The sequence below is a fragment of the Synechococcus sp. C9 genome, from assembly GCF_022984075.1.
In the GTDB taxonomy this organism is placed as follows: domain Bacteria; phylum Cyanobacteriota; class Cyanobacteriia; order Gloeomargaritales; family Gloeomargaritaceae; genus Gloeomargarita.
The window spans coordinates 2,510,138-2,533,922 of sequence record NZ_JALAAD010000001.1 but is presented as its reverse complement, the minus strand read 5'-3'; the positions used below and the strand labels follow the sequence as shown (position 1 = coordinate 2,533,922).

Below are 23,785 nucleotides of genomic sequence, written 5' to 3'. Positions count from 1 at the left end.
GGGTCAACCGGGGATGATTCGGGTCAGCACCCAATGGAGAAATTGTTGCCCCGCCTCTGCCATGACCGTCCCAGGAATCCCAAAAGGTATGATTAACTAAAAACCAATCTAAGTCATGCCCCTAATTTACGAAACCCAAGGCTTACGTTTATTCTATGAATGGTCGGGAATCAATTATGTGAGGTGTGGCGATGAAGCGAATGACCCCCAAAAACATTTTTTACCCTGGGGTTTTGGCATTGGGTATCTGCGTCATTTTTGCCCAACAAGCTACTCCAGATATTTTGGCGGATTTTAGCAATGCCTGGAACAATTTTGTGAGTTCGGGTCAGTTGGTTGCCATGATTATCGGTATGGCTTTGGGGTATTTGATTCGGATGTTTACCAGTTACTAACCACCGCAATTGTTTGGTCAATCTCAACCCCCACAACCTGCCCCCCCAATCGGTCAAGTTCCTGGAGATAATCCACCACCTCGGGCGTAATCCATTCCCCCGGTAGGAGTACGGGAATCCCCGGCGGATAAGGACTGACCGTAGTTGCGCTGATCTGACCCACCGCCTCACGCCAAGGAAGCATCTTTTGGGGCGCAAAAAATGCCTCTCTAGGGGACATCACTGCTTCAGTCACCGCTGGCAATGGGGGAAGCGCAGTTAATGGTTGTGCTGGTCGGTTCGTGCTAATTTCCTGCAAGGCTTGCACAAAAATCTGCAAATCTGCCTCGGTATGGCTGGGGGATAAAATAAAAGTTAAATCGGCATAATCGGGAAATTCTGCTGTAATTTTATACTGTTCATGTAATAGTTCATCTAACATAAACCCTGTCACGCCTAATGCCTGAGTTTGAATCACTAAACGGGTGGGGTCTTGGGCAGTAAAACCAATTTGATTAGGGTTAATTTTTAAGGTATGACAACCGGGAATATGGTTAATTGCTGGTATAAATTTGGCAATCTGGGCTAATAATTGATCAAATAAAGCTTCCCCCTGGTCTGCCATTTGTTCTGCCATTGCGACTAAAGAAGCCAAAAGTAAATAGCTGGGACTACTGGATTGCACCAGGCGCAGACATTGGCTAATCTGTTGGGGATTAATGCGATTCCCCTGCTGATGTAAGAGTGCCGATTGGGTTAAAGAAGTTAGCACCTTATGGGTGGAATGAATCACCAGGTCTGCCCCTAAAGTTAAAGCAGAATCCGGCAACTGGGGATGAAAGGGAAAATGGGCACCGTGCGCCTCATCTACGATTACCGGAACATTATATTCATGGGCAATTTCAATACATTCGGCAACCGCACCACACACCCCTTTATAAGTGGGAGAATTTAACACCAAGGCATTGATTGAACTATGATTTTTTGACGCTAAAATTGCTGTTAATTTCCCAGGATCAATCCCCCCCCATACCTGCTGTTGTGCATCCCATTCCGGCAGGATAAAGATTGGTTTCGCTCCGGTTAAAATCAACCCATGAATCACCGATTGATGCACCTGTCGGGGCAAAATCACACACCCATTTTCCCGATGCACCGCCAGCAAACTGGCTAAAACCCCCGCCGTTGCCCCATTCACCAAAAACCAGGTGTGTTCCGCCCCAAAAATCTCCGCCACCCGTGCCTGAGCCTCCCGCAAAACCCCTGTCGGTTGCCCCAAATTATCCAAACCGGGAAGTTCCGCCAAATCCGCTGTGAATACCGCCTCGCCCCACCATTCCCGCAAGATAGCTGGTGCCCCCCGCCCCCGCTGATGTCCCGGCGTATGAAAACCCCGGTAGCCCTGGGCAAGCTGTCGCAGTTGGGCAATCAAAGGGGGAAGCCGGGGAACCATAGGGCAAAAAAGGCTATCCTGCTAGGGTGAGTTTCCGGTGGGGGATTGCCCCAAATTTTATGGGAATCGTGCGACGGTGGGGTTGGTCGGTAGCGGGGGCGGTGCTGTTTTCCCTGATTGGCGTGAAGGTACAGGCGGCAGATACCATTATCCTCAGTTTTGGGGGGTTGGAATTTCCGGTGGCGGTGGCGGAACTAGAAACCTACATCAAAACCGGGCAGGTGCCCAGCAAATTTCAGCCCTTTGTCGCCCAAGTGCCCCCCCAGGATTTGGAACGGCTGACCGTCACCCTCAAACAACCCATTCCCGTCACTGTTGATACGGTTGCCCGGGTGTTTGGTACATCCACTGGGCAGGTGCTCCTGTCTCAACTGGGTCAGGTGGTGCAGACCGAACGGGGGGAGAATGGGGCAACCGCCGTGAAAACCGCCCTGGTGCAAGCGGCGAAACAACCGGGTGGGGTGACGTTTTTGCAGGTGCTACGGGAATTTCCTGGTGCCACCATGCGCCTGAATTTGGTGCGGGGCTTGGCAATTATGAACCAGGTGAATCGCTACATCGCCCAGGTAAATGGGGTTTTCACGGTATTAAATCAGGAATTTCTACAACAGGCACGCCAGCGACTGCCCGCCAATTTACCCAACCTCACCCAGCCAGGGAATTTCCCATGGCAGGTGCAGGAACTCACCCTCAATGACCCCAACCGCCAACGCCCCCTCCCCGTAACCGTTTATTTACCCAACCGCCAGAATGCCCCGACGGTTCTGATTTCCCACGGGTTGGGGGAAAGCCGCCAGAGTTTTGCGTACTTGGCACAGCATTTGGCTTCCTATGGGTTTGGGGTGATTTTGCCCGAACATCCCGGCAGTGATGCCCAAAAATTGCAACGGGTTTTGGCGGGGACAGAGCCGGAGTACATCGTCCCGGAAGAATTGGTGAATCGTCCCCTGGATGTGACGTTTGCCTTGAATACCTTAGCTACCCAATCCCCCTTTGCCCAGGCGTTGAATCTGAAACAGGTTGCCGTGCTTGGGCATTCCTACGGGGGGTACACGGGGTTGGCGGTGGCAGGTGCTCGGTTAAATATGGCGAATTTGACCCAAGTCTGCACCGATGCCCTGCAAGGGGTGAGCCTTAACTTGTCATTACTATTACAATGTCCCGGCAGACGTTTGCCCAATCCCCCGGTGCAGTTTCGGGATGAGCGGGTGGTGGCGGTGATGGCGGTCAACCCGGTGGGCAGTGCCCTGTTTGGGGCGAGTGGTTTGGCGCAGGTGAAAATCCCGACGTTTTTCGTGACCGCCACTCAGGACGTTGCCGCCCCGTCTTTGTATGAACAAATTATGCCGTTTACCTGGCTCGGGAGTTCTCAGCGGTATTTAGCAATCATGGAAGGAGCCAGCCATTTTTCCATTCTGGGGGCGAGTGAGGGGGGCATACCCCTGCCGGTGGATGTGGTTGGTTCGGCTCCAGAGGTGGCGCAGATGTATCTGAAGGTGTTGGCGTTGGCGTTTAGTCAGGTGTATGTGGCTAAGCAAGCGGACTTTGCCCCATTTTTGACCGCCGCCTATGCCCGTCAGTTGAGTCGGGCTGCCCTGCCCTTGCAGGTGTTGGATAATCCGCCGTTGGCTCCCATCAAGCGGGCTTTGGGGGAGTGAGGTCAGCGAACCCCGATGGATGCGTGCGAGATGGCGGGGTGGCTCCTATAATGAGCAATGGCGATTGGTGAACCCGTCATGCGTATTTCCCTAAATTGGTTGCGGGAATTGGTGGCACTGCCGAGTGACCTGACGGTGGCGGAATTGGCGGAACGGCTGACGGTGGCGGGGTTTGAAGTCGAGGACATCGAAGACCGGCGCACCTGGGCGGATGGGGTGGTGGTGGGACGGGTTCTCCGGCGGGAGGCGCATCCCCAAGCGGATAAATTGAGCGTCTGTCGGGTGGACGTGGGACAGGGGGAACCCCTCACCATTGTCTGCGGGGCGGCGAATGTGCGTGCCGATGCCCTGGTGCCGGTGGCGCTGGTGGGAACGTATTTACCGTGTATTGACCTAAAAATTGTCCCTGCCCAGAAACGGGGGGTGGATTCCCACGGCATGATTTGTTCCTTGAGTGAGTTGGGTTTGGCGAAAAATTCCCCTGGGATTCACATCTTTACGGAGCCGGGATTGACATTAGGGCAGGATGTGCGCCCCTTGTTGGGTCTGGACGATGTGATTTTGGACGTAGCTTCCACTGCCAATCGAGCCGATGCCCTGAGTATGGTGGGGATGGCGCGGGAAGTGGCGGCTTTGTTTGGGGTGGCGGTGCAATTGCCGGAGGTGCCCCCAGTGCCCATGCCCCCTGCGAGTTTCAAGATTGATATTGCCGATGGCACGGCGTGTCCGGTGTATTGGGGCACGGAATTTGCTGGGGTTCAGATCGCCCCGTCACCCACCTGGTTGCAACAACGCCTGGAGCGGGCGGGCATTCGTTCCGTCAATAACGTGGTGGACATTACCAACTATGTCCTGCTGGAATGGGGACAGCCCCTCCACGCCTTTGATGCGGATCAGTTACGGAAATTCGCCCCAAATGGTGCCTTGACCCTGGGGGTGCGCTTGGCAAAACCGGGGGAATCCCTGCGGACGTTGGATGACCAGACCCGGGACGTGACCCCGCAAACCCTGGTGATTACTGCCAATGACCAACCCGTTGCCTTGGCGGGGGTGATGGGGGGGGCAGAGACGGAGGTGACGGCACAAACCCAGGCAATTTTGCTGGAGGCGGCGATTTTTGACCCGGCAGTGGTACGTCGTTCCGCCCGGTCGGTGGGGTTACGCACGGAGGCTTCGGCACGGTATGAACGGGGGGTGAACCCGGCGGATGTGCCGTTGGCTTGGGGGCGGGCGGTGCAACTGCTCACGGAATGGGCGGGAGCCAAGCTGGTGGGGGTCGGGCAATGGGAACAGCGGGATACAACCCCCCGGGTGCTGACACTCCGCCGCCAACGGGTGCAAGCCCTGCTGGGTCAGACCACGACCGGAGCGTTAACGGATGCGAGCATCACTCAGGCGTTGACCGCCCTGGGGTTTACCCTAGAGCCGACCGGGGAAGGCTGGCGGGTGACGGTTCCCCCCTATCGCCTGCGGGATATTGAGCGGGAAATTGACCTGATTGAGGAGGTCGCCCGCTGGGTGGGTTACGATCACTTTGTCAATACATTGCCTGGTACGGGGCAGGTAGGCGGCTATCCCCCCCCGGAACAGGTACATCAGCGGGTGCGGGAATTGTGCCGGGGCTATGGCTTGAATGAATTGATGCACTATTCCCTGGTGAAAACGGGGGATATTCATCTGCACAACCCCCTGTTGGCGGAATACGGGGCATTGCGGACGGATTTATTAGAGGGTTTGCTCCAGGCATTTACCTATAACATTCAGCAAAAGAATGGGGCGTTGTGGGGATTTGAATTGGGGCGGGTGTTTGTGAAAAATGGTGAACAGGAGCGGGAATTTACCCAACTGGGAGCGATTTGGGGCGGCACGCCGGAGCATTGGTTACGCAAGGAGCCGGTGACCTGGTACGAAGCCAAGGGTTTGGTGGAGGGACTGTTGCAGGGGTTGAATCTCAGCCCCACTTGGACAAGGGATACCCAAGACCCACGCTTTCATCCCGGTCGCACGGCACGATTACATTTGGATGACCATAGCTTGGGGCTGTTTGGGCAACTGCATCCGCACCTGTGTCAAACCCAGGATATTCCTGAGCCGGTGTATGTACTTTTGCTGGACATGGATTATGTGACTGCGGTGGTGAGTAAACAGCCCCTGGCTCGCTTCCAGCCCTACAGCACCTATCCTGCTTCTGACCGGGATTTGGCATTTTTTGCCGAGGTGACGGTGCCGGTAGCCGACCTGATGGAAGTGATGCGACGGGCGGGGGCACCTTTACTGCGGCAGGTATTTTTGTTTGACGAATACCGGGGCGAGGGGGTACCGGCGGGTCAGCGCAGTTTGGCATTTCGGCTGATTTACCGGGCAGACGACCGGACGCTGACGGATCAGGAAGTCGAGCCGGTACAAACCCAGGTGCGGCAGGCGTTGGTGGATGCCTATGCGGTGACTTTGCGTAGTTAAGTAGTTAATTTAGGCAATTTGAGTGCGAATGGTGATGGTTACCGGCATTTTTCCGCCGGATGTGGGGGGACCAGCGACCTATGTGCCGGTGGTGGCGCAGGGTTTGCAGGATTTGGGGCATCAGGTCACGGTCATCACCAGCAGTGAACCGGAGCATTTAACGGGCTATGACCAGGAATATCCCTTTCCCGTGGTGCGGCTGAACCGGCGCATCAACTGGCTAGGGCGGAGTTTTTATTATCAACAAAAATTGGAACCTTACCTAGCGTCAGCAGATGTGGTTTATGGAAATGGTTTGCTGTGGGAAGTGGCGCAGGTGTGTCATAAGTTACAAAAACCTTGGGTGGCTAAAATTGTCGGGGATACCACCTGGGAACGGGCGGTGCGGCGGGGCTGGACGCAAATGAATTTAGATAATTTCCAGACCCCAAGCTCAGATATACGCATTAACTTTTTTCGGTGGTGTAGAAATCAAGCCATTCGCCAAGCAAAACGAGTGATTGTGCCCAGTCATTATCTTGCTAAAATTGTCCAGGGATGGGGGGTACATCCTGATCAAATTGCGGTGATATACAATGCGATTAAGTTACCTGCTGTTATTCCAGCAATAGCGAATCCCTTAACCACCAAATATCGAGTGATGACGGCGGGGCGATTGGTGCCCTGGAAACACATTGATGAAATCATTACAGCGATTGCCCCTTTAACGGACGTGGGGTTGTTGATTGTTGGGGAGGGTTCCGAACGGCAAAAACTGGAACAACAGGTGCGGGATTTACAATTACAAAACCGAGTTTATTTCACCGGTAAAAAAAGTCAAGCCGAATTACTGGCTTTGATGAAAAGCTGTAACATTTTTATCCTTAATTCTACTTACGAGGGACTGCCCCATATTGTGCTGGAAGCTATGATCATGGGTATCCCTGTGATTGCCACCAGGGTGGGGGGGACACCGGAATTAGTTCAGGATAAAATTACCGGGCGGTTAATTCCTCCCCATGCTCCAGATATATTGCGGTCAGTCATGCAAGAGCTTTTACAACACCCAGAACTGGGGCAACAATACACCCAAAATGCCCAGAAATTACTTGGTGATTTTAATACAGAAAATATGCTTCGTGAATGTGCAGAAATTTTACAACAAGTGGGGGAGCAACCTAGCCATCACATCTGATTGATACTCAGAGAATCAATGGTCATAGAACATTTACTGATTGGAACACTGGTATGCTGAAGTACAGGCGAGATGATATAGCAATATGATTTGAGATTAGAATAGCGGTCGCAGGGGCACTGCCCCCGTCCTTGGTTCTGCGGAATTTTTGTATGCCTACGGCACGCAAGCTAATGTCAATCAAGTAGGATTGCTATATAGGATTGCTATAGAGTAAATTAACAGCAGGTATCCGTATGAAAAAATTTATCTTAATCACGGCAATTGGTTTAGTCTCCCTGGGGACGATATGGATGATTGATGCGACAAACCAACAAAATAAAGCAAAATTGTTAATCGTTAAGGCTGGGGGTCTGAAAGCTTTGTTATCGAGCGTTAAACGTGATCCAAGTTCAAGTTTATCCTTTTGTCAATCCAGTGATTATCGCTCAATTCAACAAAACTATGCGGAACTACTGAATCAAACGGACAATCTCACGAAAAATCCCCTGAACAAACGCTGGATTTCGGTGCATAGCATAAAACGGCTGGAAAATTTCGTAATTGAGGTGAAGGGACTAATGAAAGAAATATCGAGCCAATGCGGTTCGGCAGAACAAATATAGGGCACCTGTATAAATTAAATTGAAATGAAAATTAAAATTGAAAATTAGCGGTGTATGGTTTTCGATAGCATGGGCATTTTAGCCAGATAACCTTCAATGGGTGCCAATAAATAGAGGTGCCCATAAATTGAGATTGCTTAGTTGTTCGAGAGTGGGGTTGAAATTGTAGTTGAGAAGATCATCCAGTCCAACATTTAATCCCTTGCCATCCTGAGTAAATGTATTCTTTTATACCATTTATCCCAACGATTCATGCTCAAAAGTTTAGGAGAACTAATCATGACTAGGAATATAGCAGTCCTAAATGAGAATACAATAGGGGTCGCAGGGGCACCGCCCCCGTACTTGGTTCTGGAGAATTGCTATTTGTTAATCAAGTAGGATTGCTATAGATGATTGACCAAGGAATTGCATCAAAATTTTTACCCCCTATTCCTGAATTTGGGGCGACTCTGGGGGTAGAATAAAAAATGTACTTAACCCTGTTATCTATGAATCGTCTGCGCTATCTGATGTGCCCACCGGATCATTACCAGGTGAACTATGTGATTAACCCTTGGATGGAAGGGAATGTCCAGCGTTCTTCGCAACAACGGGCGCAGGATCAGTGGCAAAAACTATACGAAATTCTTAGCCAATATGTCCAAGTCGAATGCCTCACCCCCGCTGTGGGTTGGCCGGATATGGTGTTTACTGCCAATGCGGGTTTGATTGTGAATCAGACAGTGGTATTGAGCCAATTTTATCACCCGGAACGGCAGGGGGAACAGCCCTATTTTCGGGATTGGTTCACCGCCCAGGGGTATCAGGTGCTGGAATTGCCCCAGGGAACTGCGTTTGAAGGGGCGGGGGATGCCCTTTTGGACCGGGGGCATGGGTGGCTGTGGGCGGGCTATGGGTTTCGCTCCATGTTGGAAGCCCATCCCTATTTGGCGAAGTGGTTATCTTTAGAAGTGCTATCCCTACATTTAATTGATAAGCGTTTTTACCATTTGGATACCTGTTTTTGTCCCTTGAGTGATGGCTATTTGCTTTATTATCCCCCGGCGTTTGATACCTATTCCAATCATTTAATTGAGTTAAGAATTCCCCCGGAAAAACGGATTCCTGTTGGGGAAGCGGATGCGATTCATTTTGCCTGCAATGCGGTGGAAATTGACCGGGTGGTCATCGCCAATTCCATGAGTGCGGAACTGCAACAGCGTTTGCAAACGTTGGATTTTAGGGTAATCACTACGGATTTGAGTGAGTTCCTCAAAGCGGGGGGAGCGGCGAAATGTTTGACCCTGCGCCTGGATGAGCCGGTGGCGGGAACGCCCTCGGTGGCTGGGGTTGCCAAGCGGTTGGTGTCCCTCCAGGGGCATTTGGTGGACAGCAATTTGCTCACGGAAGCGTTGGATCGGATTGCGGATGGGGGGGGCAGTTTTCAGATTGAGCAGTTTAATTTGGGTGCCCATCGTCCCGACCCTTCGGTGATTCATCTGTGGGTCTCGGCACCGACGGAAGCCCTGTTGGACAGCATTTTGAATAATTTGATTGACCTGGGTGCCCGGTTACCGGATGCGCCGGAAACGCCGGTACGGTTGGAAGTGGTGACGCAAGCGGGGGTGGCGCCGGAGGATTTTTATGTGACAACGATTTATCCGACGGAAATTTACCACCAAAACCAATGGCGGCGGGTGCAAAACCAGCGCATGGACGGGGTGATCGTGGTCACGGAAGACAGTGCCACGTGCCGGTTGATTCGGGATTTGCAGGTGGGCGACCGGGTGGTGTGTGGGGTGGATGGCATTCATACGTTGCACAAACAAAGTCAGGAACGGGGTCAGGAATTTGGCTTCATGGAATCGGGGGTATCGAGCGAGCGGCGGGTGGAATTGGTGGTGGAGGAGATTGCCTGGGAACTGCGCCGTATCCGGGAGCGGGGTGGGAAGACCGTGGTGGTGGCGGGACCGGTGACGATTCATACGGGGGGGGGACCCCATTTGGCGACGCTGATCCGGGAAGGGTATGTGCAGGCGTTGTTGGGGGGAAATGCGATTGCCGTGCATGACCTGGAGCAAAGTCTCTATGGCACTTCCCTGGGGGTGGATTTGTCGAGGGGACGGGCGGTGAAGGGCGGTCATCGGCACCATTTGAAAACGATTAATTTGATTCGCCGTTATGGGAGCATTGAGGCGGCGGTGAAAGCGGGGGTAATTACGTCGGGGATTTTTTATGAATGTATTCGCCAGGGGGTGCCCTTTTCCTTGGCGGGTTCGATTCGGGATGATGGTCCTTTGCCGGAAACTCGCATGGATTTGATCCAAGCCCAAGCTGAATATAGCCAATTAATCAAAGGGGCGGAAATGATTTTGATGCTTTCTACGATGTTGCATTCGATTGGGGTGGGGAATATGACGCCAGCGGGGGTGAAATTGATTTGTGTGGATATTAACCCGGCGGTGGTGACCAAATTGGCAGACCGGGGTTCCCTAGAGTCCGTTGGCGTGGTAACAGATGTGGGATTATTTTTGAGTTTGTTGGTGCGGCAATTGCATCAGTTGGGGCAACCCTACAGTCTGACCACGGGATATTAAGTCTTTACATCTCTAGCAATGAAAGTGATTTACCATGACAACGAGCGATTGGTTGTAGAGATTGTTTCAGGTGCTTGGTGGCATCACGCAATACGCGCAGGAATTTACATGACAACTGTATCAGTAATCTCATACTCTTTAGTTACGAAGATACTCGCTTATAAATGTTACAGTCTTTTAGGTAGTCATGGGATACGGCTAGAATTCCGCTTGCCGCAGGTTGATCACGTTGGGCTTTTAGAATAATCAAGGTTTTTTGTATCCCTTAATTTGTAAATAGACTGTATGTCTTGCGTAAGGGTTATGAAAAAGAAGAAGGTCAAAAATTTTGGAATTCTGATCAAACATTACAAAAAATCCGACAATTTGTACGTTCAGACGTGAAGTAGCTGACGGGTAGCTTTGTTGATTTGCATCAACCGACCAACTTATCGCTACAAAGTAGAGATGCTGAGGATTTGCGCTACCCATCACGGGATGGTCAAGGAGTACTTTTCTTATCTAATCTTTTACTAAGGCGAGAGCGATGCCATTCAGAAATAAATTGCTCTGGGTCAATGCCATCAAAGGTTGGGGGTATCCACACTCGAATGACCAGTAACACTCCTAAAACGAGCAAAAATACACAAGTTACTAGCCCTTGAACCCAAGGAATTTCTAAAACCCCCCGCACAATAATTTCTCTCAAAATTGAGACAATGGATACTTCTACCGCTACCCCAATGGAGACTCGATGCTCTTGTAAGTAGATAATAAGTAGGCGAAATAACTCAACCAAAATTAACAGGAATAAAATATCAGAGGTTACCAATTGAAACTGTAGGGGGGGGAGTAAGGATAGAACCATTTCCCAGAGTTTGAGAAGCATGAAACTAAACAGCCCAACACACAGGCAAATCACAATAAAATCTTGGATGGTTTCCAATAACCGAATCATGTGGCCACTGTTGAGCCAGTTATACCAAGCCAGTTGGGAAGAAGCTGGGTCGTTCAGGCGATTTGGGAGTGATTTCGTTGGGTTCATAGGATTCAAAAAGTTGGCAACAACAATCGTAGATGTAAACATTACCAGAAAACCAATTCCCGGTGCGGAACTACTGCTAGAGCAGGTTAAGCACCTTTGCGGGAATGAGCGAACAGCCCTTGACCAAAAACAGCATCAGGAAGCTAAAGCGCACTGGTTTAGAACAAGCTATGTTTCATAGGTTAAACACAATTGGGATGGATCACAACGAAGTTTTTATACAAATTCCGATGATGCAATATAACATTTGCTTATGGCGCATCTCTAGGCAGTGATTTTTGCCCTTAGCTCATCAACCGGAAAACCCCATTTTTTTCTTAGTAATTAAGGGTACCTCTATTTATTGCCACCACTGGAAGATGATTTCGCTAAAATGCCCATATTATTGAGAACCAAGACGGGGGCGGTGCCCCTGCGACCCCTGTTCCATTCTTATTTAGGATTACTATAGTAACGCAGGAATTATTTTGAGACCTATTTTTTACAAGTACCCGTTCATTAAAACCTCATGAAAACCCTATAATAGGCATCAAAAGCTCAAGCGGAGTAAGCAATGAAATTTTTAGTAATTAAACACGTGTTGGTGGAGGGGTTGGGTGCTTTTGCCCGTTGGTGTGAGCGGGCGGGAATTGCGGTAGATTTGGTGGAATTGGAACGGGGGGAGACCCTCCCCGATCCCCAAAATTATCAAGCGGTTTGGGTGATGGGTGGACCAATGAATGTGGCAGATGAAACGGAGTACCCCTGGTTGCGAACCGAAAAGGCATGGATTCGCCGGGTGGTGCAGGATGTACAAATTCCTTACATGGGTGTGTGTTTGGGGGCGCAACTGCTGGCGGATGCCCTCGGCGGTGACGTGGGTGCGATGTCCGTACCGGAGGTGGGTTTGGGGCAGGTGTATGTGACCAAACCGGCGGTGGAACATCCCTTGATGCGGGGATTGCCGGAACGGTTCCTGGCGTTGCATTGGCATGGACAGGAGGTGAAAACCTTACCGGCACAGGGGTTGCTGTTGGCTTCTTCGGATGCCTGCCGGGTACAAGCCTATGCGGTAGGTGCCTATGCGTTTGGGATACAGTTTCATTCGGAGGTGGAGGCGCAGACGGTGCGGGACTGGAGCCCATTACCGGCGTATCGCTCTGCCCTGGAGCAGGTGTTGGGAGCGACGGGCTGTGAAACCTTGGCTGAAGCCGTTACTGCCAAATTGCCGGTCATGACCCCGATTGCTGAGCAGTTGTTTGCTAATTTTTGCGCTATTGTCTGCCAACGGTGGGGATAGGCATTACGGTAGAGATTTTGGATGGTAACCATAACCCCTATGGCACTACCCTTGGGGCAAATTTGCAGGTTGTTTACTGGTGGCAAGGGCGGCTAATTCCCGGTCAATAAAGAATAAACCCTGACCCGTCACCCCGATCAAATTAATTTTATCCAAGATACTTTTGAACAAAAATTCTTCCTGGTGTTGTTCCGCCACATACCATTGTAAAAATTGCAGGGTGGCGTAATCCGGTTCCGTATTCGCCAGATGCACCAGGTCGTTAATTTTGGCAGTAATGAGTTTCTCATGGGCATAAACCTGCTCAAACATGGCGGTCAAGGAGGGAAAACTCGTAGGAGGCGCTTCGACTGCACCCAAAACGGCTAACGCACCGGTTTCATGTAAATAACTCAAAAGCCGCCGCATGTGCATCAGTTCCTCGTCGGCGTGTTGTTCCAAAAAGGTCGCACAACCCTCTAGGGCTTGGTGGGCGCACCAGGAACTCATTTGTAAATAAAGATGGGATGAGGCGATTTCTAGGTTGATCTGGGCGTTGAGTTTGTCAATCATTTGCGGTGAAAGCATGGTCATTTCCTCCTAATGTGTACATTTGATTTGTATGCAATCCACTGGCTCTGAAAAAACGTGAATAACTCCTAGGAAGTTTCCTCCTTTAGGGTGGTTTTTCTACCCACTCGTACAGTTCTAAATCGCTGGCTTGACAAGTGTGACAGCCCCCACACTTTGGCTGGTGTAAGTATCGCACCCGCCCTTTGCGAATTAATACATCCAAGACCGGACGGAGGGCATCGGCATCCATGTGCACGTGTTGACATAACTTGGTCAACGCAACTTGCCGGTGTGTTTGTAAATAACCTTGCAGGTCTTGCAAAAGCATCCATTACCTCCCGGCGGGTACCCGACGCAAACGGGGGCGACTGACGGCACGCAATCCCCACAAAACCCCCAACTGTACCAGGATGAGTCCCAATACCCACAACAGGGAACGTGCGGGGTGTTCCTTCAAGGTCATGAACTGGTAATAAAAGGTAGCGACCCAATAAGCCAGCCCGGTGGTCCAGCAGGCGACAAACACCGTCCAGCCCAGATTGGTTTCTCGATACACCGCCGCTGTCGCCGATACACAGGGGAAATACAGCAGGACAAACAGCAGAAACGCAATTGCCGCCGTGGTACTGCCAAAACGGAGAGCCATTTGACCAAAGGTAGTCGTCTGCACCCCCAATTCCTCCGCCACTGCCTCCTGCTCCCCACTCCTGCTGACTACCCCCATCCCCAGCGGGTCAAGCAACTGCTCCCCTAGGGCGGCAAAATTTTGGGGAATGCTGGCAACTGCCTCCTGGAGACCGCCCCACAGGTCAAATGCCGCCGGTGGTTCCCCTTGGTCTGCCGCTTCCGCCTGCGCCAACTGCCCATAGAGGGAATTCATCGTCCCCACCATCACCTCCTTGGCAAACGTCCCGGTAAATATCCCCACCGTTGCGGGCCAATTCTCCGGTCGCACCCCCATCGGTGCAAATACTGGCGTAATCTGCCGACCAACCGCACTGAGCAGGGAATCGGTACTGTCCTGTTTCCCAAAGGAACCATCGGTTCCCACCGAATTTAACAAGCCCAAAATCACCACCATCACAATAATCATCCGCCCCGCTTTGGTAATAAACGCTTGCAACCGTCCCCAGGCGTGGATGGCTACCCCCTTGAGCGTCGGCAAATGGTACGGCGGCAATTCCATAATGAAGGGAGCCGCCATCCCGTGTAACAGGGTACTTTTCATCACCAAACCCGTAAACACCGCCGCCCCAATGCCAATCAGGTACAGCAGAAACACCACATTTTGGGCATTCCTCGGAAAAAACGCCGCCCCAAACAGGGCATACACGGACAGCCGCGCCCCGCAGGACATAAACGGGTTCATCAGAATCGTCATCAACCGGTCCCGTTGATTTTCCAAGGTACGGGTCGCCATAATTGCCGGGATATTACACCCAAACCCCACCAGCATCGGCACAAAGGACTTCCCCGGCAAGCCAATCCACCGCATCAGCCGGTCCATCACAAACGCCGCCCGCGCCAAATACCCGGAATCCTCCAACACCGATAAAAAGACAAACAATAAGCCAATTTGGGGAATGAAGGTCGCCGTCGTTTGAATGCCACCCCCCACCCCGTCCGCCAACAGCCCAATCAACCAGCCGGGTGCATGGAGTTGGGTCAACAGATGCGCCGTGCCCTTCACCGCAATCGTGCCCACCCCCATATCAAAAAAATCCACAAAGGCTCCCCCCACATTCATCGCCACGAAGAACATGAGGTACATCACCCCGAGGAAGATGGGAATCCCCAGCCACCGGTGCAATACCCAGCGGTCAATCCGATCCGAAAGCGTTTGGCTAACCTGCCCAGCGAAAGTGACCGTCGCCCCCATCACCTCCCGAATCCAGGTGTAACGGACATCGGCAACCAAGAGGTCAATGTCTTCCCCCAAGGTTTGAAAAATCTCCTGCCGATGGGTTTCTAACACCGGTGCAACGTTCGCCCCATCCACCGCTTGCAACCCGTACAGCACCGCCCAAGGGGAACCCAGACCTGCTGTATGGGAAAGTTCGGTAAAGGCTTGCTCGATCACCGGGGGATAAACAGGGCGCACCCCCGCCCCCTGCGGCTGGGTCAATGCCTGCCGGATGACTGCCTTAAGTTCTGCCACCCCCCGCCCCCGATGGGCACACAAAGGCACGACCGGACAGCCCAACCGCTGTTGCAAACCAGCCACGTCAATCCGTATCCCCCGCCCTTCCGCTTGATCCATCATGTTCAGGGCAATTACCAGCGGCACCCCCATTTCCAAAAGCTGGGTCGTCAGGTAAAGATTCCGCTCCAGATTGCTGGCATCCAGGATATTCACCACCAGGTTGGCTTCACCGCTGAGCAGGTAATCCCGTGCCACCTGTTCATCCAGCCCCGTGCCCCCCGCTGCCACATCCAGGGAATAAATCCCCGGCAAATCCACCACCGTCACCGTTTGCCCCTGATCCCTGTAGATGCCCTCCTTGCGTTCCACCGTTACCCCTGGCCAATTGCCTACCCGTTGGCGTGCCCCCGTCAAGGCATTAAATAATGTCGTCTTCCCACAATTGGGATTTCCCAGTAAGGCAATCGTCCGCTTGCTCATTGCCCATCGCTCCCTAAATTTGCTTCTCCCTCCACCGGCACCACCTGCAACGCCGCCGCTTCCCCTTTCCGCAGACTCAGGGCAAACCCCCGCACCTCAATTTCCGTCGGGTCTCCCAAGGGCGCATGGCGTTTCACCTGCAGGATCGTCCCCGGCGTTAAGCCCATCCCCAGCAATTTCCGCTTGTAATCCCCCGCCCCCGGCGCATAGCCCACCACCCGCACCCGACTGCCAATCGCCGCCTCCCCCAGGGTCATCTTGGTCATTGCCGCCTCCCAGCGCTCGACACCAATCCGCTCCGCCATCCCCGCCCCCAACCCCCACCGCTGACCGTGACATTCCACCACCACCGAACCGGAATCCAGATGGCTCAACACCGTCAGCACCGCCCCCTGGGTAATGCCCATGCCCACCAACCGGGGATTCGCCTCGCCGCAATCCACCCGCACCACCCGCACCCGTTCCCCGGGCTGGACTTGGGATAGGGGCATCATTTGAGAATTATACGTACTGACAATCCCCGACCCTTCGCCGCTTGTGGTGGCATCATTCACATAGGTAAACCCCTGATTTTGCCTGGGATTCTGCCCCTGACCCCAGCGATGGCGCATCGGAACCTCCTTGCCTATCAATGGCGTTTACACCAATTCCATACCTGGAAGTAATAGATATTATTCTCAATTAGAGCAAAGTAAATCCTGACCCTTTCCCTGCCTTAAGTAAGTTTTAATACTCAGGAGGCTAAATGGTTACGAAAGATTACAGTTGGGAGGATTCCTGGGAGCGATTGTTTTGCAAGGTACTGCCAATCCCCTGCAAAATCCCCCGCCCAATCAAGCCCAAACCCCGCCCAATGATCCGGGTGAGCAGATAGGCGCTGGTACGACCAATGTAGTTTGCCACCGCCCGCAGTACGGGTGCCACCGCATCCTGAAACTCCAACCAGAGGGTGACCAGCCAGGGAATGCCCCGGAGTTGCGCCAGTTCCGCCGTGCGCCCCGCATACACCGGGTACTGGACAATCGTTTGGTCTTGAATCCGCAACAGTTGATAACGACTCTCAAAAATCGCCCGGGGTTCGTCCCAGTAGCGTTGCCAGCGGTAGCGTTGGGAAAGTTGGTTGCGGAGCCGTTCGGTTTCCCGGGTGGAGAGCAGGTTGCGCCGATAAAACCGTTGCTTCACCGATTCATGGTGGGGAAAACAGTTGAGCAGGGGTTGTACCACCCCGTTGGCGACCTGCAACACCAAATTTTCCAGGAGGGTGGCGGCGTGGTCCCTGGCGATTTGGCTGTTCGCCGCATACAAGACCCCATCAATGCCCAGGGGTGTTTGAAATACATAAAAGCTAAACAGGTCGTTGACCAGGGGAATTTTATCCAAAATGACCGCTCGCACCGTGTCCCGCTGCGCCAGGAGGGTGTCAAGCACATCCTGTCCGTCAATGGTGTAATAACGTCCGACAAAATCCGTCAGGGCTTCCTGCCACAGCCGTTCCACCAACTCTGGGCAACGGGGGGGCAGTTCTTCGGGGGTAAGGCGGGCTTCGAGCAATTCCGCCAGCAGGGCTTCCCACCGATTGAGAATGGTATTCCACAGTTCTCGTTGTTTTTCAAACCGGAGCAGGTCGGTTTCCAAAAGCAGATTGCTGGTGTTGGTCAGGGGTTGGTTGAATTTTTGCCGCACTCGGCTCCATCGTTCCCCACTGGGGAGGGCTGGGGGGGGGGTCACCACGGCGGGGGGGGGTGCCAACACGGCTCCCGGTCGCCACAGCCAGGTGATCAAACGGCGAGCGGCGTGCAATTCCCGGATGCGCCCCCGGGTGATCTGGGTGGCCAGCCAGGGACGGGGACGTTGTGCCCATTGTTGGCATTGCGCTAGCGCCGCTTCAATCTGCGCCAAGCCTTGGGTATAGAACTCGGAACGCCAGCGGGGGGTGAGGGTTTCCGGTTGCAACCAGGGGGAATAGCCCCCCAAAATCGCCTGCATCCATTGCCAGAGGGTGTACGCCGGGGTGGTGCGTTCCACGTAGGCCGCCAGCCCCAGTTGTTGAAATTGCAATAGCTGATCCCGGCTCACCGGGGGGCCCAGGGCGAGGATGGGCAGGTGGGGATAACGGCGGCGCAGGGATTGGCACAGGGGGATGTCCGCCAGTTCCAAATCCACCACCAGCAAATTCACCAGGGGTTGGGTCTGTTGCAACCGTTCGCTCAACAGATTTTGCAACTCCCCCGGTTGGTCGCTGGTCACCACCTGGGCCAGGTTTTGTTGTTCCAGCCAGCGGGAGAGTCCCAGGCGCAGGATCGGTTCCCGACTGCTGAGTAAAATCACCGGTTGGGGGTGTGGCTCCCTGGTTTCCGTCATGGGCGGCCCTGCTTGCGCTTTTGGGCAAAATAGGCTTCCAGCACCTGCAGGGTCATGGGGCCAGCCAAACTTCCCCCGCCGCCCCCGGAGTTTTCCCCGAAGGCCACCACCACCAATTCCGGGTTATCCGCCGGGGCATAGGCCCCAAACCAGGTGTGGCTCTGCCGGGGGGGGTCCTCCGCCGTGCCGCTTTTGCCCGCAATGGGGGGGAGATGGCTGACATTTAAGGCACTGCCCGTGCCCCCGGTGACCACCTGCCGCAGTCCCCGCTGGAGAATATTAACGGTGGTGGGTTTGAGACCGATGGGTGTGCGCCACTGGCTGGGCGTATCCCCCGGCGCTTCGTACAGATGGGGACGCACCCGATACCCCCCGTTGGCCACCACCGCAAACATCACCGCCACCTGCAAGGGCGAGGTCTGCATAAACCCCTGGCCGATGGACATATTCACCGTATCCCCGGCGTACCAGGGTTCCTTGAGGGTTTTCAGCTTCCAGTCCTCATCCGGCACCAGCCCCTTGGCCTCTTCTGTCGCCAATTCAATCCCGGTTTTTTCCCCAAAGCCATAGCGGCGGGACCACTCCACAATCGGTTGCTCTTTGACCCCCAGGGCAATCTGATAAAAAAAGGTATCGCTACTCCAGGCCATGGCCCCGACAAAATCCAAAGGCCCAAACCCCGCCCGGTTCCAGTCCCAAAACTGAATCCCCCCCACGGTCAAAAAGGGAAAGGTGGCCAACACCGTATTGGGGCTAAAGCGACCGGATTCCAAAGCCGCTGTCGTGGTCACAATCTTAAAGGTACTGGCCGGGGGATAGGCCTGCAATGCCCGATTCACAAAGGGAAAACTGCGCCGTTGCAACTCCTGCCACTGTTGGGGGGTCACCCGCCCGGAAAAGATATTCGGGTCAAACCCCGGATAGCTGACCATCGCCCGCACTGCCCCATTCCGGGGGTCAAGGGCCACCACCGCCCCCCGCCGGTTGCCCAGGGCTTTGGCCGCCGCCTTTTGCAAATCCAAATCCAAGGTCAGGGTGACATCCTGCCCCGCCACCGAAGGCTTTTTGCCCAAGATGCGTAAAACCTGCCCCCGGGCGTCCACCTCCACCTGTTGTCCCCCCCATTCCCCTCGCAGACGGGATTCCAAGGCGGACTCCACCCCCATTTGCCCGATCACATCCCCCAGCCGATAATTTTCCCCTTGGCGGGCTTGCAGTTCCTGTTCGCTGATTTCCCCCGTATAGCCCAGGACATGGGCAAACAACTCCCCGTGGGCGTAGTAGCGGATGGGTTCCGCATTGATAATCACCCCCGGCAAGTGGTCGCTATGCTCCATCAGGGCGGTGATGTGCGCCGGGCCGATCCCCCGTGCCAACCGCAACAGGTAGGGGGAATAGTACCCCGCCTTTTCCAAGCGGTTTTGCATTTCCGGTTCCGGGATGTCCAGCAGTTGTGCCAGGGTGGTGAGGGTTTTTTGCCATTCCTGGGGGCGTTGGGCAATCGGCCAGAGAAACACGGAATAGGACAGGCGACTCCCGGCCAACAACCGTCCCTGCCGGTCAAAAATCCGCCCCCGATCCGGGGGTTTGGGAATCAAACGAATGCGGTTGCTATCCGCCATCTGCTGGTGTTCTTGCCCTTTTACCAGTTGCAAATAGGCTAAGCGGCTCCCAATCCCCCCAAAGAGTACCAGGCTGATACCGACCATCAGCACCACCGCCTGCCGTCCCCGCCCAATGCCCGGTTCTGCCCAGGGGGACTCCCGCAAACGTGCCGTTTGTTGCCAAAGCACCATCAGGTATCAGGAAGAGATACGACTATGGGAATTATATTCATTTAATCGCATCATTTCATCACACTGGGACACGGTTATGGTGTTTATACTCTCCCAAAAACGCCCAACAATTCCCCAGAACCACAGACGGGGGATACGCCCTGCGACCCATTTTTAGAAGTGCCCTTAAGAAAAAAGGTAGAGATTCTGAAAACCGGGAGGCTGTGCCGCTTTAGTCGTTGATTCCTGTGATTTCTATTGCCGTTATTTTTTTATTCCTGTTATTTCTGAGTAATTAAGCAACCCTCCTGCCCACTCCCCCCTTGACCGTGAGCATCTGCACCATAATAGATAACGTGGCGATTTCAGACAGGTGACGGGCATGGGCGAATATCCCCGGATTAACTTGGTGACGATGGTGCGCTTGGGGTTATTCCAAGCGGGTTTGGGGATGATGTCGGTGTTGATGTTGGGGATTCTCAACCGGGTGATGATCAGTGAGTTGGGGATTCCCCCTCTGGTGGCGGCGGGGGTGATTGCCATGCACCAGTTGGTGGCACCGGCACGGGTGTGGTTTGGGCAGATGTCCGATGCCCATCCGGTGGGGGGACTGCACCGCACGGGTTATGTGTGGCTGGGGGCGGGGGTGTTTGCCCTGTTGGCTTGGGGGGTGGTGCAAATCACCTGGCAGGTGGCGGCGCAGATCGCCCTGGGCTGGACGGGGGTGACCTGGGCGTGGGTGGCTTTGCTGGGGTTGGGGTTTGCCCTGTATGGGTTGGCGGTGAGTGCTAGTTCTACGCCGTTTGCGGCGCTGTTAGTAGATATTTCCGATGAGGATAACCGCTCCCAATTGGTGGGCGTGGTCTGGTCGCTGTTGATGGTGGGAATTATTGCGGGGGCAATCACAGGCAGTTGGTTGCTCAAACAGGTGGAATTGGATGCGGCAGAAGCGGTGGTGCGGGGGAGTGTGAACCGGCTGTTTACCCTGGTGCCGTTGGGGGTGGTGGGGTTGGCATGGGCGGCGACGGCGGGGATCGAAGCCCGATTTTCCCGCTATCGGGTGCGCTCCCAGGTGGTGGAACGGGAGGATCAGATTACCCTGGGGCGGGCGTTGCGAGTGTTGACGGCTAGTCCGCAAACCGGTTTATTTTTTAGTTTTTTGCTGTGTATGACCCTGGGTTTATTTATGCAGGAGCCGGTGCTGGAACCCTACGGGGGGACGGTGTTTGGGATGCCGATTGCCGCCACGACCCGGTTGAATGCCTATTGGGGGATGGGGACGCTGTTGGGGCTGGGGGTGACGGGGTTTTGGGTGGTGCCCCGCCTGGGGAAACGTCCGACCACCATGTTGGGCTGTGGCTTGGCGGCTCTGGGATTTTTGGGCATCATGTTGGCGGGCTGGGTGGGGCAGGTGTGGCTGTTTACCCTGATGGTGTTTGCCTTTGGGGTGGCGGCGGGGGTGACGACCACGGGTGCTTTAACCCTGATGCTGGATTTGACCCTGGCGGAAACGGCGGGGACGTTTATCGGGGCGTGGGGACTGGCACAGGCGTTGGCACGGGCGTTGGCGACCTTGGGCGGTGGCGGATTGCTGGAATTGGGGAGCAACTGGTTTGGGGCGGAGACTTTTTGGGCATATGTGCCGGTATTTGGTACGCAAATTGTATTACTTTTGACAGCGGCAACCTTACTCCGCACGGTGGATGTGAAAGCCTTTGCCCACCGAACCCGGGCGGCTTTGGGGGAACTCTTGGCGGAGGAGTTGGAGTAGGGGTTAATCGGGTACGGGTCCAGAACCCTGCCCAGGGCCTTGGACAGGGGTGATGCGAAATTCAATTTCCTGGGTGTTCGGGGGGGTGCCTTGGATTTCCAGGGGGGGAATGGTGACGGGTTGAGGGGGGATGCTCAAGGATTCCACTTCCTGGCGTAGGGCAGGGCTAGGACCCAAAATCGGCTCTAAACCGCTCGGTTCGATCACGTCGGCGGGTTTTGGGCGGGGTTTTGCCCAAGTCACCTCTGCGCCCCCCAGGCACCCCACCAGTATGGCACTCAGCCCCACCCACATCCCGTATGATTTCATGGAAGAGTTCCTTGGATAACTACCGCCTTGACTTCCAGTGTAACCGGAAAGCCTTTATTATCAGTGCGGCATCTTTGGGTCGCCTATCCCAATTCCCCCTGGGCGTTGCAGGATATTCATTTAACCTTGGCACCGGGGGAACGGCTGGGGTTGGTGGGGGAGTCCGGTTCCGGGAAATCCACCCTGGGCAGGGCGTTGGTGCGTTTACTACCCCAGGGGAGCCGGGTGCAGGGGGAAATTCTTTTAGACGGGGTAAACCTATTAACATTGTCCCCACGACAACTGCGCCACCTGCGGGGGGAACAGGTGGGGTTCGTCTTCCAAGACCCCATGACCCGGTTGAACCCCCTGATGACGGTGGGAGAGCACCTGCGGGAAACCCTCTATGCCCACCGGCGCATCACCCCAGCTGAAGCGAAAGCGACCGGGTTAGCCATGCTGGAAGCGGTGCAACTCCCCCAGCGGTGTTGGGGGCAATATCCCCATCAGCTTTCCGGTGGGATGCGTCAACGGGTGGGAATTGCCCTGGCGTTGCTGTTGCGTCCCCCCTTGGTGATTGCCGATGAACCCACCACCAGTTTGGATGCGACGGTGGCGGCGGAAATACTGCAATTATTAGTACGTTTGGCTCCGGCGTTGATTCTCATTTCCCATGACTTGCATTTGGTGAGCCAGTATTGCCAGCGGGTGGCGGTGATGTACCAGGGGCAAATTGTCGAAGCGGGCATGACCGCCCAAGTGCTCACCCAACCGCAACACCCCTACACCCAAGCCCTGCGAGGTGCCAACCTGACCTTGGCTGTCCCGCCGTTAACCCCGGCTGTCCCCTGTTTGGTCGTCCAGGGGCTGAAACATTCCTACCCGCTCCCGGCGCAAACCCCCCTGCAACGGCTGGGCTGGCGACCTGTACCGCAATTGACCATTTTGGACGGGGTAAATTTTAGTTTGCAACCGGGGGAAACCCTGGGGCTGGTGGGGGAATCCGGTTCTGGGAAAAGCACCTGCGCCCGGATTATCCTCAAATTAATTCATCCCACCCAGGGGCAAGTATTTTGGCACAATCAGGATATTATTCCCCTCAATGCTCGGCAATTTCGCCCCTACCGCCGCCATTTACAAATCATTTTCCAAGACCCCCGTGCCTGTCTCAATCCCCTTTTGACCGTCGAGCAAATTCTGCGGGAACCTTTACGCATTCACGGGTTAGCCCAGGGGCAACGGGCAGGGGACATGGTGCGGGAACTCTTGACCCAGGTGGGGCTATCGGAGCAATACCTACCTCGTTATCCCCAACAACTTTCGGGGGGGCAACAACAGCGGGTGGCGATTGCCCGGGCGTTGATCATGCGTCCCCAAGTATTAATTTGCGATGAGCCGGTGAGTATGTTGGATGCCCAGGTGCAGGTGCAAATTTTGCAGTTATTGGCGCAACTCCGACAAGAACTAGGATTAACGTTTTTATTTATTACCCATGATTTGCGGGTGGCACGGCAGTTTTGCCATCGGATCGCCGTTCTGCAACGGGGGCAGATTGTGGAATATGGGTGCGCCCAAACCGTGCTTGACCATCCCCAACATCCCTACACCCAAGAATTGGTGTGCGCCGCTGGACTGCATCGGTTAACGAACCCAGGCGTTGCTGAATCCGCATAAAAATTGAGAGTACAATGTGAGGGTTATTCAGGGTAATTAACTGTGATTTTATACTGATAACATCAAGGGTTGCAGAGCATTGCCCCATCTTGGTTTTGGGGAATTGCTGGTCGTTAATCAAGTCGGATTACTATA

Annotated in this window: 18 protein-coding genes; 9 read left to right on the top strand and 9 right to left on the bottom strand. The window is 54.1% G+C overall.

The features are described 5' to 3' along the window. Positions 1-191 precede the first annotated feature (191 nt). The gene (locus MLD66_RS12385) at positions 192-395 is read left to right on the top strand and encodes a hypothetical protein (RefSeq protein ID WP_247218319.1); all 204 of its coding nucleotides are present in this window, start codon (positions 192-194) and stop codon (positions 393-395) included. On the opposite strand, the gene MLD66_RS12380 is transcribed toward MLD66_RS12385, so the two are convergent. Then, a complete protein-coding gene (locus MLD66_RS12380; protein ID WP_247218317.1) occupies positions 382-1,827 on the bottom strand; it encodes an aminotransferase class I/II-fold pyridoxal phosphate-dependent enzyme in 1,446 nt (481 codons plus the stop codon). The two genes, MLD66_RS12385 and MLD66_RS12380, sit on opposite strands and share 14 nt — an antisense overlap. A 26-nt stretch (positions 1,828-1,853) precedes the next feature. Here MLD66_RS12380 and MLD66_RS12375 point away from each other — a divergent pair, with 26 nt between their 5' ends. The 5 genes from MLD66_RS12375 to MLD66_RS12355 all read left to right on the top strand — a co-directional run bounded on the left by MLD66_RS12375 (position 1,854) and on the right by MLD66_RS12355 (position 10,303). Next, a complete protein-coding gene (locus MLD66_RS12375) occupies positions 1,854-3,485 on the top strand; it encodes an alpha/beta hydrolase (protein WP_247218315.1) in 1,632 nt (543 codons plus the stop codon). A gap of 78 nt (positions 3,486-3,563) precedes the next feature. Next, positions 3,564-5,945: a phenylalanine--tRNA ligase subunit beta gene (pheT, locus tag MLD66_RS12370; protein ID WP_247218313.1), complete on the top strand. Its 2,382-nt coding sequence runs from the start codon at positions 3,564-3,566 to the stop codon at positions 5,943-5,945. A gap of 28 nt (positions 5,946-5,973) precedes the next feature. Continuing rightward, positions 5,974-7,119, top strand: coding sequence for a glycosyltransferase family 4 protein (locus MLD66_RS12365; RefSeq protein ID WP_247218311.1), 1,146 nt, complete (start codon positions 5,974-5,976; stop codon positions 7,117-7,119). Positions 7,120-7,355: 236 nt separating this feature from the next. Continuing rightward, entirely contained in the window at positions 7,356-7,724 is a 369-nt protein-coding gene (locus tag MLD66_RS12360) for a hypothetical protein (RefSeq protein ID WP_247218310.1), read from the top strand. Positions 7,725-8,215: 491 nt separating this feature from the next. Beyond that, positions 8,216-10,303 carry a TIGR00300 family protein gene (locus MLD66_RS12355; protein ID WP_247218308.1) on the top strand — a complete coding sequence of 696 codons (2,088 nt, stop codon included), beginning with the start codon at positions 8,216-8,218 and terminating at the stop codon, positions 10,301-10,303. A 481-nt stretch (positions 10,304-10,784) separates the two neighbouring features. Here MLD66_RS12355 and MLD66_RS12350 read toward each other — a convergent pair whose 3' ends face one another. After that, positions 10,785-11,240 (bottom strand): phosphate-starvation-inducible PsiE family protein, encoded by a 456-nt coding sequence (locus MLD66_RS12350; RefSeq protein WP_247219116.1) that lies wholly within the window; start codon positions 11,238-11,240, stop codon positions 10,785-10,787. A 640-nt stretch (positions 11,241-11,880) separates the two neighbouring features. Here MLD66_RS12350 and MLD66_RS12345 point away from each other — a divergent pair. Next, positions 11,881-12,606, top strand: coding sequence for a type 1 glutamine amidotransferase (locus tag MLD66_RS12345; RefSeq protein ID WP_247218306.1), 726 nt, complete (start codon positions 11,881-11,883; stop codon positions 12,604-12,606). Between the two features lie 45 nt (positions 12,607-12,651). On the opposite strand, the gene ftnA is transcribed toward MLD66_RS12345, so the two are convergent. The 6 genes from ftnA to mrdA all read right to left on the bottom strand — a co-directional run bounded on the left by ftnA (position 12,652) and on the right by mrdA (position 19,938). Further along, entirely contained in the window at positions 12,652-13,173 is a 522-nt protein-coding gene (ftnA, locus tag MLD66_RS12340; protein ID WP_247218304.1) for a non-heme ferritin, read from the bottom strand. Positions 13,174-13,261: 88 nt separating this feature from the next. After that, the gene (locus MLD66_RS12335; RefSeq protein WP_247218303.1) at positions 13,262-13,486 is read right to left on the bottom strand and encodes a FeoC-like transcriptional regulator; all 225 of its coding nucleotides are present in this window, start codon (positions 13,484-13,486) and stop codon (positions 13,262-13,264) included. A gap of 3 nt (positions 13,487-13,489) precedes the next feature. After that, positions 13,490-15,781, bottom strand: coding sequence for a Fe(2+) transporter permease subunit FeoB (gene feoB, locus MLD66_RS12330; protein ID WP_247218301.1), 2,292 nt, complete (start codon positions 15,779-15,781; stop codon positions 13,490-13,492). Then, positions 15,778-16,392, bottom strand: coding sequence for a FeoA family protein (locus MLD66_RS14570; RefSeq protein WP_281438465.1), 615 nt, complete (start codon positions 16,390-16,392; stop codon positions 15,778-15,780). Before MLD66_RS14570 ends, feoB begins: the two co-directional genes overlap by 4 nt. Positions 16,393-16,540: 148 nt before the next feature. Further along, positions 16,541-18,142, bottom strand: a complete 1,602-nt coding sequence (locus MLD66_RS12315) for a DUF3685 domain-containing protein (RefSeq protein WP_247218299.1) — start codon at positions 18,140-18,142, stop codon at positions 16,541-16,543. Then, positions 18,139-19,938, bottom strand: coding sequence for a penicillin-binding protein 2 (gene mrdA, locus MLD66_RS12310; protein WP_247218297.1), 1,800 nt, complete (start codon positions 19,936-19,938; stop codon positions 18,139-18,141). The genes MLD66_RS12315 and mrdA overlap by 4 nt, the downstream gene beginning before the upstream one ends. Before the next feature lie 361 nt (positions 19,939-20,299). On the opposite strand from mrdA, the gene MLD66_RS12305 reads away from it, so the two are divergent. Next, positions 20,300-21,688, top strand: coding sequence for a BCD family MFS transporter (locus tag MLD66_RS12305; RefSeq protein WP_247218295.1), 1,389 nt, complete (start codon positions 20,300-20,302; stop codon positions 21,686-21,688). 3 nt (positions 21,689-21,691) lie between these two features. Here the strand turns inward: MLD66_RS12305 and MLD66_RS12300 are convergent, their stop codons facing one another. Beyond that, positions 21,692-21,997 (bottom strand): hypothetical protein, encoded by a 306-nt coding sequence (locus tag MLD66_RS12300; RefSeq protein ID WP_247218293.1) that lies wholly within the window; start codon positions 21,995-21,997, stop codon positions 21,692-21,694. Positions 21,998-22,024: 27 nt separating this feature from the next. Between MLD66_RS12300 and MLD66_RS12295 the strand changes: the two genes are divergently transcribed. Beyond that, a complete protein-coding gene (locus tag MLD66_RS12295) occupies positions 22,025-23,650 on the top strand; it encodes an ABC transporter ATP-binding protein (RefSeq protein WP_247218291.1) in 1,626 nt (541 codons plus the stop codon). Positions 23,651-23,785: the final 135 nt, after the last annotated feature.

Excerpts from the sequence above, each read along its gene's own strand:
- MLD66_RS12385 (WP_247218319.1), top strand. The coding sequence starts at position 192 with ATGAAGCGAATGACCCCCAAAAACATTTTTTACCCTGGGGTTTTGGCA.
- MLD66_RS12380 (WP_247218317.1), bottom strand. The coding sequence starts at position 1,827 with ATGGTTCCCCGGCTTCCCCCTTTGATTGCCCAACTGCGACAGCTTGCC.
- pheT (WP_247218313.1), top strand. The coding sequence starts at position 3,564 with ATGCGTATTTCCCTAAATTGGTTGCGGGAATTGGTGGCACTGCCGAGT.
- MLD66_RS12365 (WP_247218311.1), top strand. The coding sequence starts at position 5,974 with ATGGTGATGGTTACCGGCATTTTTCCGCCGGATGTGGGGGGACCAGCG.
- MLD66_RS12360 (WP_247218310.1), top strand. The coding sequence starts at position 7,356 with ATGAAAAAATTTATCTTAATCACGGCAATTGGTTTAGTCTCCCTGGGG.
- MLD66_RS12355 (WP_247218308.1), top strand. The coding sequence starts at position 8,216 with ATGAATCGTCTGCGCTATCTGATGTGCCCACCGGATCATTACCAGGTG.
- MLD66_RS12350 (WP_247219116.1), bottom strand. The coding sequence starts at position 11,240 with ATGATTCGGTTATTGGAAACCATCCAAGATTTTATTGTGATTTGCCTG.
- MLD66_RS12345 (WP_247218306.1), top strand. The coding sequence starts at position 11,881 with ATGAAATTTTTAGTAATTAAACACGTGTTGGTGGAGGGGTTGGGTGCT.
- ftnA (WP_247218304.1), bottom strand. The coding sequence starts at position 13,173 with ATGCTTTCACCGCAAATGATTGACAAACTCAACGCCCAGATCAACCTA.
- MLD66_RS12335 (WP_247218303.1), bottom strand. The coding sequence starts at position 13,486 with ATGCTTTTGCAAGACCTGCAAGGTTATTTACAAACACACCGGCAAGTT.
- feoB (WP_247218301.1), bottom strand. The coding sequence starts at position 15,781 with ATGAGCAAGCGGACGATTGCCTTACTGGGAAATCCCAATTGTGGGAAG.
- MLD66_RS14570 (WP_281438465.1), bottom strand. The coding sequence starts at position 16,392 with ATGCGCCATCGCTGGGGTCAGGGGCAGAATCCCAGGCAAAATCAGGGG.
- MLD66_RS12315 (WP_247218299.1), bottom strand. The coding sequence starts at position 18,142 with ATGACGGAAACCAGGGAGCCACACCCCCAACCGGTGATTTTACTCAGC.
- mrdA (WP_247218297.1), bottom strand. The coding sequence starts at position 19,938 with ATGGTGCTTTGGCAACAAACGGCACGTTTGCGGGAGTCCCCCTGGGCA.
- MLD66_RS12305 (WP_247218295.1), top strand. The coding sequence starts at position 20,300 with ATGGGCGAATATCCCCGGATTAACTTGGTGACGATGGTGCGCTTGGGG.
- MLD66_RS12300 (WP_247218293.1), bottom strand. The coding sequence starts at position 21,997 with ATGAAATCATACGGGATGTGGGTGGGGCTGAGTGCCATACTGGTGGGG.